Source organism: Echinicola soli (assembly GCF_006575665.1).
Lineage (GTDB): Bacteria > Bacteroidota > Bacteroidia > Cytophagales > Cyclobacteriaceae > Echinicola > Echinicola soli.
In genome coordinates this window covers 5,350,618-5,362,239 of the sequence record NZ_CP041253.1, presented here as the reverse complement: position 1 = coordinate 5,362,239, position 11,622 = coordinate 5,350,618, and the positions used below count along the sequence as shown (strand labels likewise).

Annotated in this window: 6 protein-coding genes; all 6 read left to right on the top strand. The window is 46.7% G+C overall.

Features of this window, described 5'->3' with window-relative positions:
- Positions 1-3 precede the first annotated feature (3 nt).
- The 6 genes from FKX85_RS20645 to FKX85_RS20620 all read left to right on the top strand — a co-directional run bounded on the left by FKX85_RS20645 (position 4) and on the right by FKX85_RS20620 (position 11,551).
- Complete coding sequence (locus FKX85_RS20645) at positions 4-1,008, top strand: GRP family sugar transporter (RefSeq protein WP_141616520.1); 1,005 nt, start codon at positions 4-6, stop codon at positions 1,006-1,008.
- 117 nt (positions 1,009-1,125) lie between these two features.
- The gene (locus FKX85_RS20640) at positions 1,126-2,955 is read left to right on the top strand and encodes an arylsulfatase (RefSeq protein ID WP_141616519.1); all 1,830 of its coding nucleotides are present in this window, start codon (positions 1,126-1,128) and stop codon (positions 2,953-2,955) included.
- Between the two features lie 94 nt (positions 2,956-3,049).
- Positions 3,050-4,798: a right-handed parallel beta-helix repeat-containing protein gene (locus tag FKX85_RS20635; RefSeq protein WP_168196314.1), complete on the top strand. Its 1,749-nt coding sequence runs from the start codon at positions 3,050-3,052 to the stop codon at positions 4,796-4,798.
- Positions 4,795-6,852 carry a beta-L-arabinofuranosidase domain-containing protein gene (locus FKX85_RS20630; protein ID WP_141616517.1) on the top strand — a complete coding sequence of 686 codons (2,058 nt, stop codon included), beginning with the start codon at positions 4,795-4,797 and terminating at the stop codon, positions 6,850-6,852. The genes FKX85_RS20635 and FKX85_RS20630 overlap by 4 nt, the downstream gene beginning before the upstream one ends.
- Before the next feature lie 50 nt (positions 6,853-6,902).
- Positions 6,903-10,028 carry a SusC/RagA family TonB-linked outer membrane protein gene (locus FKX85_RS20625; RefSeq protein ID WP_141616516.1) on the top strand — a complete coding sequence of 1,042 codons (3,126 nt, stop codon included), beginning with the start codon at positions 6,903-6,905 and terminating at the stop codon, positions 10,026-10,028.
- Between the two features lie 17 nt (positions 10,029-10,045).
- Positions 10,046-11,551, top strand: coding sequence for a RagB/SusD family nutrient uptake outer membrane protein (locus tag FKX85_RS20620; RefSeq protein ID WP_168196313.1), 1,506 nt, complete (start codon positions 10,046-10,048; stop codon positions 11,549-11,551).
- Positions 11,552-11,622 lie beyond the last annotated feature (71 nt).

The window sequence follows — 11,622 nt, the reverse complement described above, 5'->3', positions numbered from 1 at the left end:
ATTATGTTCATTGTTGAGAGTTACGTTACGGCCATTGTTTTTTGTTTCATCACCATGTTGTGTTGGGGGTCTTGGGCCAATACACAAAAACTGATTCAAAAGACCTGGAGGTTTGAACTGTTTTATTGGGATTACGTGATCGGTATTTTTCTTTTTTCCCTGGCTTCAGCCTTGACCCTGGGTAGCTTAGGTGCTGATGGAAGGCCCTTTATAGAAGATATCCAACAGGCAGAGACCGCTAATATGCTCAGTGCCCTTATAGGCGGAGTGGTGTTTAACCTGGCCAATATACTGCTGACCGCTGCCATAGCCGGGGCCGGAATGGCCGTAGCCTTCCCCATAGGCATCGGAATAGCGCTGGTACTGGGGGTGATGTGGAATTACTTTCTGGTCGAAAAAGGAGATCCGGTCAGTCTGTTCCTGGGAGTGCTTTTTGTCACACTGGCGATCGTACTCAATGCAGCGGCCTATCGAAAATCCAGGCCGGCGCAACAAAGCTCCGGGTCAAAATGGATCATCGTATCGGTGGTAGCAGGTGTTTTGATGTCCCTGTTTTACCGATTTGTGGCCTCCAGCATGGACTTGGAAAACTTTAAAGCGCCGACAGCAGGTATGATGACACCCTATTCTGCTGTGGTCATTTTCTCGGTGGGGATTTTGCTCAGCAATCTGGTTTTTAACAGCATTTTACTCAAAAGGCCTTTGGAAGGCCCCCCTATCCCTTATAGTAAATATTTTAAAGGAAAAATCAGCTGGCACAGTATCGGTCTTCTTGGCGGATGCATCTGGGCCTTGGGGAATGTGTTTAACCTGATTGCCGCAGGTAAGGCAGGACCGGCTATTTCTTATGGCCTGGGACAGGGGGCTACGTTGGTGGCAGCGCTTTGGGGAGTGTTGATTTGGAAAGAATTTAGTAACAGTCCAAAACCGGTGAACGGACTGATTGCTGCGATGTTTTGCAGCTTTATTATCGGTCTGGGACTGATCATATACTCAGGAGGTTCTTGAAAGCTTGGATGATCAAGGAAGAATTGGAAGTGAAGAATAGCAAATAGCCGAAAGTAAGTAACCAGTAACTAATAACCACCCGTAGGGATGCCTACGGCATAACCATTAACTCAAACCATGAGATACAGCATACTTTCTTTAATCGTGACAAGCCTGCTTTTGCTTAATCAACAGGAAGTCTGTTTTGCCCAGACCAGTCAACGGCCGAATGTGATCATCATCATGACCGATGATCAGGGATACGGTGAATTGTCTGTTCATGGCAATCCTGTGCTAAAAACCCCGGAGCTGGATAAACTGCATCAGGAGAGCATCAGGTTGACCGATTTTCATGTAGCACCCATGTGTACGCCGACAAGAGGTCAGCTGATCACCGGTATTGACGCGGTAAAAAACGGTGCGACCAATGTAAGCAGCGGAAGAACACTGTTGAGGAAAGATCTCAGGACCATGGCCGATTACTTTAAGGACAGCAATTACAACACAGGAATATTCGGTAAGTGGCACCTTGGAGATAACTATCCCTACCGGCCGGAAGACAGGGGATTTGAAGAATCCTTGTGGTTTCCGTCTTCACACATCGGTTCTGTGCCCGATTATTGGGGCAATGATTATTTCGATGATGTTTACATCCGCAATGGAAAAAGAGAAACGTTTGAAGGGTACTGTACGGATGTTTTCTTTGACCAGGCCAAAGGTTTTATGAAAAAAGCGGCTGAAAATGAAAAACCTTTCTTCGTTTACCTGCCCACCAACACACCGCACCAACCTTTCTATGCCAAGCCCGGGGATATCGAAGAAATGGAGCGGATAATCAATGACTCCGAATTTGCGGGAATGGAAGAAAGCACCAAGGAAAAACTTATCCGATACCTGGCCATGATCCGAAACATTGATCAAAATGTGGGTGATCTTCAGAAATTTCTTAAAGACAACAAATTGGATAAGAATACCATTCTGATTTTCCTTACCGATAACGGTAGTACGTTTGGTCCGAAATACTATAACGCCGGAATGAGGGGCAAGAAAGTCCAGCTATACGAAGGAGGGCACCGTGTGCCTTTCTTCATCAAATGGCCAGCGGGTAACATTGGGGAACCACGTGATGTGGATGGTCTTACCCAGGTTCAGGACATCCTTCCGACCCTTTTGGAACTGTGCGGTATTCAAAAGGACGAAGAAAGTGATTTTGACGGTATTAGCCTGGCCGGGGTTATAAAGGGGCAGGAAGAAATTGATCCCGAAAGAGTGCTTTGGATCAATTTCAGTAGAATGCCGTTTTCCAATTACCCTTCCCCATATGCCAGCTCCATCATAGAAAAATCCGGTGCAGCTGTGCTGTGGAAAGACTGGCGGCTGTTAAACCAACGTGAACTTTATAACCTTGTCGAAGATCCCCTTCAGCAGCACAATGTCATCGATCAATATCCGGATGTAGTGCATAAAATGGAAACCCACCTGGATAAGTTCTGGCAGGAGGCCAAAGAGGTGGTAAACGAGCCGCAACGGGTCATCATAGGGGCGCCTGAAGAGAACCCTTCGGTCCTGACCGCATGTGAGTGGATGGATGTTTTCCTGGACAGGCAGTTACAGGTGGCCAGGGGAGATACCAAAAACAGCTATTGGCTGCTCAATGTGGCTGAGGCTGGAAAATACACATTCGAACTCAGAAGGTGGCCGAAAGAAACAGGTGCCCCGTTACAGGGCAGTGTTGATTCGGGAAGATCCTTTCCCATAGCGTATGCAAGAATATTCCTGAAAGGTGAAGCAGGTGAATTTATGCGCAGGAAAAAAGTCAGCTCGTCTGATCAGGGCAGCCAGTTTACCGTCAACCTGGAAAAAGGTCCGGTAGCATTGCATACATGGTTTGATGATAAAAACGGAAACAATATTGTCGGGGCTTACTATGTGTATGTGGAGAAAGAGGAGGTGTCGGATGTCCAGTAACCAGTAGTCAGCAATCAGTAGTAAATAACATAATAACAATTAACCCAATAATTAAACAACAACCCAATTAACCATGAACCCTAAACTTAATTACATGATTTTTCTGCTTATCACGGCCCTCTTCCATTGGAGCTGTGAGGAAACGGAAATGTTTCGGACAGAAGAAATCACCCTGAAAACAAAGGTAGAGGAAGATAGTGTTAATCTGCCAGAGGGCACGGTTGCCTATTATGTAAGTACCGGTGGCTCCGATTCCAATGACGGGCTCAGTGCTTCGACTCCATTTAAGACCCTGGCCAAAGCAACCGGTATGATTACCGGTGGTGGGGATGCCATATTATTAAAACGTGGAGACCAGTGGTCCGGAGAAAACATAAGTCTATCAGGTAAACAGGGAACACCTGACAATCCCGTTACCATTACTGCTTATGGATCCGGCCCTAAACCCATCATTAAGGACAATTCCTCAGCATCGGCAATTTTAATTGCCAATTCCTCAGGATATGTGATAGAAGATCTTCAAATCGATAACAATAATAATGGCATATCCCTTATCTATCCATTCAGAAATGGGAGAGAATATGTACGTATTCGCAATATAGATTTTAATGGTGGAGGGACTTGTGTGCGGATCACCGGGGATTACCAGCGGGATGTGACCACTGCATTTGATTATAACATCAAGGATATCCTGATCGAAGATTGTGAATCGACCGGGAGTGAGGTTTTTCTAAACTGTGAATACTTTAAGAACCTCACCCAGATCGATTTTGAAACTTATCCCATCTGGGATCTGAAAATAGCCAATTGTGATGTGGAATCCACGGTCAAGACAGCCATGTTGCCCCGATGGACCAAAGGAGGATATATAGACAACTGTAAGATGGTGAATATCTATACGGGAATAGCCCAAAATGGGTCAGCAGCTGTTCTTTTAAGAAGGACTCGTGATTTTGAAATCAAGAATACAGAAATTGGTTATGTACATCGGAATGCCCCAGAAGGTCCCGATGGAGAAGCAATTGATTTTGAAGGCCACGTCGTAGAATGTACCGTTTCCAACTGTTATTTGCACCATTGCGACGGACCGGCCATGATGTTCTTTTTCACGCTTAATCAAAATGGGCCCGTAAAGTATAACAAGCGGAATTATGTCCTGAACAATACTTTTCATCACAACAATCAATCTGCATACCATCCTGAAGACTGTGAAATTTGGATATCGGATCCCTTAAGAGATCCCAATGGACCTACTATCATAAGCGGTAATACCTACACACGGGTGCCGGGGGTGAGCTTCTATCTTCTCCGTACGGCTAATTTAAACCCCAATATTACCTTTAGCAATAATATGGAAGTGGCTGACGGGGAGCTACATGAATGGAAGTTTAATGGCAGCACTTCGGGAATTCCAGCTGAGGGTTCGCACAGCGATATTTCTGAAATAACCCGGCTCGGTACCTTCGTACGGCTCGAACTGGATGCATCCCTGGACGATGGCCCCCCTGAATTTGCCCTGGATGATGAGCATCACAAAGGATTGGACATAGGGCTGGAGATTGATGCGAACACCAATACTAAATTATATCTCAAGATTAAAAATAACACACCGGCCGAGAAACTAAAGGTGTATTGGGCCAATGACCTGTATGATGACTATTCGGAATCCAACAGCAAGGAGGTCAATATTGTCCGGGACACCAGTAACTACTCTACCTATGTAGTTGACCTAAGCGGTGAAAGTTCATGGACCGGGACCATCGACAAGGTAAAGCTGGCCTGGCCGGATATGACAAGTGGAACAGGGATAGTGGATATTGACAATTTAAAAATAGCTCCATGAATTCCTCTTCCATTATATCACTTTTGACAGGACATATGTCTTTGAAAAACATTGCTTTCGGGGCACTGATAGGAAATCTTTTTCTGATCTGTACAGGCCCGGCCGCCAAAGTGGTCCAGTATGAAGTAGGGGATACGATGGTGAGGGATGTAGATTCCACGGACGCCCATCGGCTGAGAACGGTTGACCAGCAATATAGCTACAGGTTAGCCACAGCCGGAGCAATTCAACCAAGCGGATGGATCAAAAATCAGATGGAAAGTGACCTGAAGCATGGTTTGATCGGTAGTTTCGATCAAATCAGCAATACAGTGGCATATGATTTATTTGTGGCCCAAAACCGCCTAAATGACCGGAAGTATGATGACCGGAAGGAATGGTGGAGTGGTGAACATGAGGGTTATTGGAAAGATGCCATCATCCGGATGGCTTTTCTAACCGGTAACCAACAGTATATCGATAGCGCACGGGCCTGGGTGGAGGAGATCATCAGTAATACCGATCCGTCTGGATACATCGGTATTTATGCGGATGGTGATACCCCGCACACCCGGTACAATTTTACCGGGCCTAATGGAGAGTTATGGACACAAAGCCGGATCATGATCGCTCTTGCCGCTTATTATGAGTTTACAGGTGATAACCGTGTACTCGATCATTTGAAGAAAGCTGCCGAACTCACCATGAACAGATACCGCAATAAAAATCCGTTTGCAACAGGCACGGACGGTGGCACTGGTCATGGTGTAGGGTACTTTGAGATATTGGAGTGGCTGTATCGCACTACAGGGGATCTTGCCTACGCAAAGTTTGCAAAAAAACTGTATGGCGATCTTGACCGGGCAGATACGAATATAGAAGACCTTGCGCCAAAGCGGCTCGGTACCAAAAATCGTTATTTTGCCGATCACGGTGCGCATGTTGCAGAAGGCTTTTTCATCCCTTTCTGGCTGCAGGCACAGTACCCATCATCCGGTTATGACCAGTATGCGGCCAATGCAATGTACAAGTTGAATTACGCGACCACGCCTAGTGGTGTCATGCGTGCGGACGAAAACGTGCGGAAGCGTAAAGGCACAGCCAATGAATCCTATGAGTACTGCGGTGTTACCGAACTGGTTAACCCATTTAACATTATGATTGGCTTATCCGGTGATATGCGACTTGCCGACCGGACCGAACGTGCCGTTTTCAACGCTGCTCAAGGGGCGCGTTTTGCCGATCTTTCTGCAGTAAGCTACCTGACCGAGGACAACCGTATCGGGATTGATCCCAAAAAGAAGTTAGGCAGGCATACCTATGACAGCAACCATTATGCGGCTTCCTGCTGTGCACTCAATTCGGGAAGGCTCATGCCCTACTATGTGCAGGGAATGTGGATGGATCATACCGATAGAGATGGTGTTGCGGCGGTCATGTTTGGCCCATCGTCATATTCCACCATGATCCGGGAGTCATCGGTGACCATTGAAGAGCAAACTGCTTATCCTTTTGAAGATAACATCGATTTTGTCTTTACCGTGGAACGTCCTACCTCTTTTACATTTACCATCCGCAAACCGTTCGGTGCAGATATCGCGGCAATTAGCGGCGTGGAGGATGCCAGGATAGAAGCTGCCGATAGGACAATTTCTTTTACTAAAACATGGAAAACAGGCGATAGCGTAGGGGTACGATTCGATTTTGATATCGAACAGACTGCTGATGTTGATTTCACCGGCGACCGGCAATACTTTATCAATCGGGGTCCGCTGCTCTATGCCCTTCCGTTTCCGTTTACCAAACGCAAATTGAAAGAACACCAAGCCAGTGGATTTTACCAGTGGGATGTGACCTGCACTGACCGGAAGGGTTGGGATTACCAATTGCCGGAGAATGCATCTTTTGAATTCCTGGCAAGTAAGGAAATGGCCGGAGCCCCTTTTCCTTTCGATAGGCCGGTTTTACAGATCAGAACAAAGCTCCGGGATAGCGATGGAAAGGATGTAGAGGTGATATTGGTCCCAATGGGCAATACGGTACTGCGGAGGGTGACTTTTCCAAGGACACCTTAAGCGTATACAGCAATGATAAATAAGAATAACAAACAATAACACCCAAAATTATGAAGAGAATGATTACTTCTAAAAATGTACTATGGTGCTTGCTCCTCATTATAGGAACAGGCGCATACAAGGAAGTATTTGCTTCGGTCGATACCGGGCTTAGGAGCGAAACGCAGGAAGCGATAGACATCAGCGGTATCGTAGTGGACCAGGAAGGAGAACCACTGATCGGTGTAACAATTCTGGCCAAAGGAACCAATAACGGCACGGCAACCGACCTTGAAGGAAAATTTACACTTTCAGGGGTAAAAGACGATGCGATTTTAATTGTCTCCTATATAGGGTATGAGACCCAGGAGGTAAACGTAGCCGGGCAACGTAACATGACCATTACATTGATCGAGGACACCCAATCCCTGGACGAAGTGGTCGTGGTGGGTTATGGAACCCAGCGCAAATCCGATTTGACGGGATCGGTGTCGGCGGTCTCAGCCGAGGACATCAACAAAGCCCCTGCCCTAACGATGGATTTGGCATTGCAGGGAAGGGCGGCAGGCGTCCAGGTGACCAGTACTTCCGCAGAGCCAGGGGGCGGGGCGTCCATCAGGATCAGGGGATCCAATTCCATCTCCGGAAACAATGAACCCCTTATCGTACTCGACGGGTATCCCATGCCAGAATCCGGAGAGGCCTCCGGGGACATCAACAGGGGCCAACCGGCAAATGCCCTGTCATTTCTCAACCCTGACGAAATAGAATCCATAGAGGTTCTTAAAGACGCTTCGGCTACAGCCATATATGGGGCCCGTGGCGCTAACGGCGTGATCATGGTTACTACCAAAAGAGGTGAGGAAGGAAAGGCCAGGATAAACTTTACATCTGAAGTAATGCTATCCCGTATTCCGGATTTTCCTGAACTGCTGAACGGACCCGAATTTGCAAGGCTCAAAGACGAGTACAGGGTGGCCAACGGAAATGAACCCCGCTATGACGGCGTTACCTTACCGTTACCGGAAGATGTCCCGTCAACGGACTGGGTTTCATCGATCCTTAGAACGGGTGTTTCACAACGTTATCAACTGGGGATTTCAGGTGGAAGTAAAACTTCCAAGTATTTCATCTCCGGAAATTATACCACCAATGAGGGGATTATGAATTATACGGATTTCAGTAGGGGGAATTTTAGGATAAACCTGAACAATCAGTTGACCCCAAAACTCAGCTTGCGTACCAGTCTTAATTATGCCAAGTCACTGAGCAATAGATCCGATGAAGGTAATGGAGTGATTACCACGCCGGGGGCGATTTTTAGTGCATATAAGGCAAATCCTGCCGCAATGCAGGGGGAATTGTCCGAAGATGATTCCGAAAATCCAGGATTCCAGAATCCCTTATCCCTATTAAGGGACCAAACAAATGAAACAAGCGATGAAAATTTATTGATGAACGTTCATGCGGTTTATAAACTGCTTCCTGATCTGAGGCTGAACTTAAGGGCAGGAACAAACAGTAAAAATAACAAGAGGGAAATATTCTGGCCATCCACTACAAGCCGGGGTGAGCTCTACAATGGACTTGCAGTGGTCAATACCTTTGAATACAACGATTATCTGGTCGAAGTCTTTGCCAATTACAGCAAAAAAATAAAAGGACACCATATTGATGTGGCAGGGGGCTTTTCCTGGCAGCAGAATTTGGTACAGCGGGTAAACAACCGCGTGTCGGACTTCCCTACTGATAATTTGGGTGCTGATGCGCTACAGCTTGGACTCCTGCCCAGCATACCGACTTCCATGAAAGTTAAGAGGGAACTCCAGTCCTATTACCTGCGGGCTAATTATAATTATAAAAATAAATACTACCTCACGTTTTCCGGAAGAGTGGATGGTTCCAGTGTGTTTTCGGAGAGCAATAAATACGGTGTTTTCCCATCAGCAGCTGCGGCCTGGGCCATATCAAATGAGGACTTTATGAAAACCTCCTCGGTTTTGACCAATTTAAAATTGCGGACGAGCTACGGTATGACGGGCAGTCAGGCAATACCTCCCTATGGTTCCCTGTCCAGACTGGGAGTAGCCAATTATGTTACCGGGGAAACCATACAGTCAGGAATCGTCCCTTCGGTATTGGGCAATGCGTACCTGGAATGGGAAAAAACCACACAGGCGGATGTGGGCCTGGACATAGGCCTGTTCAACGGCAGGTTGGAAATTACAGTAGATGCTTACTATAAACGGACCGACGATTTATTGCAGGATTTCCAACTGTCACCTTCGGTGGGATATACCTCAACAAGGGCCAACATCGGATCCCTGGAAAACAAGGGGCTTGAGATTACTATTGGCGGAAAGATAGGGAAGGAAGTCTTCTGGCGTCCTAACTTCAATATAAGCTTCAACAAATCAAAGATATTGGATCTTGGGGATGACGGATCTGATATCTATGGACCTGACCTTGCCCAGAACATTGTGTCAGCACCGGGCAATATTATGCGGGAAGGTGAGCCCTTCGGTACTTTCTACGGCTATAAGATCATCGGCCTGATTCAGCCATCGGATTTCGATGAGGAAGGAAACCCATCGTTTCCCCTGCACAACGGCGACCGTGGTATTGGTCACTGGAAGTATGAAGATGTCAATGGGGATGGGATTATCACCCCAGATGACAGGATCATTATCGGCGATCCAAACCCAAAGTTTATTTTCGGATGGAATAATGACATCAGCTACAAGCGGTTTTCACTCAACCTGTTTTTCCAGGGATCTTATGGCAACCAGATGATGAATGTGAACCGACTTTTTGTCGCGTCTGGAAGAATGGACAACAACCAGATGAAAGAATGGCTGGATGAAAGATGGACAGAAGAAAACCAGCATAATGATCCCCGATGGCCGGCGGGAATGCAATTGAGCAATCTGCGACCCCATAGCGCCATCGTCGAAGATGCGTCTTTTGTCCGCCTTAAGAACGTGTCCTTGCGCTACCAGTTCCCATTTGAATCCTCTACGATCTTACAAAACGTGGAAGTATATGTTACGGCCAATAACCTGTTGACCATCACTAATTATTCCGGGTTTGATCCAGAGGTGGGGATCTTTGGTCAAAACAACATGGCTCCGGGAATTGACTTTGCGTCCTATCCCAGAGCGAGAATGTACCTGATTGGTTTGAAAATAGGATTTTAATTTAAAAGATGCTGAAGATGAAAAAGATTATATATAGCTTGATATTGATGGTTTTACTTGCCGGTTGTACGACATTGGAGGAAGACGTGTTTTCCGAGTTGAGCCCAACTAATTTCTACACATCGGCAGCGGATGCAGATGCGGCGGTAATAGCGATTTACAATGGATTGAACAGGCGCCCATTTCACGATACTTATTTTACATCATTGACATTTATGCAGGCTCCGCATTCGGCAACAAGAGCGGCTTTTAGGAGAATGTATGCGAATTATTCTTTCGACGCGTCCGAGAACCGTATTTTGGGAAGCTATTGGGCAGCGGCTTATGACATCATCAACAGGGCCAATGCCGCCATCGATAGGATTCCGTCCATTGAAATGGATGAAAACGAGAAAGCGAGCCTGGTCGCCGAAGCAAAATGGCTGCGGGCCTACAATTACTTTAACCTGGTCCGTTTCTTTGGTGATGTACCCTTATTACTGAAGGAAAGTACCAGCCTGGAGGATGCCAATCCATCAAGAGCACCTATGGATGAAGTGTATGCGGCCATTGTCGCTGACCTTAAAGAAGGCTTGGACAACCTTCCCCCGTCCAGGGGAAATGGCGAAAAAATGGGTAGGGTAGCCGCAGGAACCGCCAAGTTTTTATTGGCCAAGGTTTATCTGACCATGGCCGGAGAACCATTGAATGATGCCTCTCATTTACAGGAAGCCCATACCTTGTTGTCAGACCTTTATGCTAACCGAGGAGAATATGGCTTTGGTCTGCTGGAAAACTACGCGGATATCTTTGATCTGGAAAATGAACTGAATGCGGAAATTGTCTTTGCTGTACAGCAAAGCAGGATAGAGGGGCAGGGGACTGCCATGGCACATATGTGGGGACCACTGCGTTCGCCTTTTGGGGGAACCGGTCAGTACCATGGAGGCTGCACACAGGAATTCTATGAGTCATATGATGACACTGATGAGCGCAGGGACGTGACCTGGCTGGAGCGTTACCAATTGCGGGGAGCCAACCAGGTAGTGGTCTTTGGGGAGCGATTGCCCAATGGCGCGTTAGGGCCTTATGGAGAGACCAGAAACGGTATGTCTCCGGCAAAATACCAAGATCCGGAACAGGAATGCTGCGATGGCGAAACCGATATCATCATATACCGGTTTTCGGATGTTATGTTGATGTTGGCAGAAATTGAAAACGAGCTAAACGGCCCAGGTGCTGCGGCTTTAGGCTACCTTAACGAGGTCCGGGAAAGAGCTAATGCAACGGTTTATGATCCACAAGCAGCTACCTCACAAGAGGAATTTAGGGAATTGATCTATAAAGAACGGTTTTGGGAGTTTTCCTTCGAATTCCACGAAATATTCGACATCAGGAGGATGGGTAAGGTACAAGAAGCAATTGAAACAGGTTTTGAGACACAATTGTTTGGTACTGTCTATGACCCCAGGTACGAGTTATACCCCATTCCGCTGACAGAGATTCAGACCAATTCGAACATAACCCAAAATCCGGGGTGGTAATTGGAATAAAAAAATTGAGTTGTACAGATAAGCTCTGTCATTATCAATTTTTTAAAACCGTTGAATTCAAG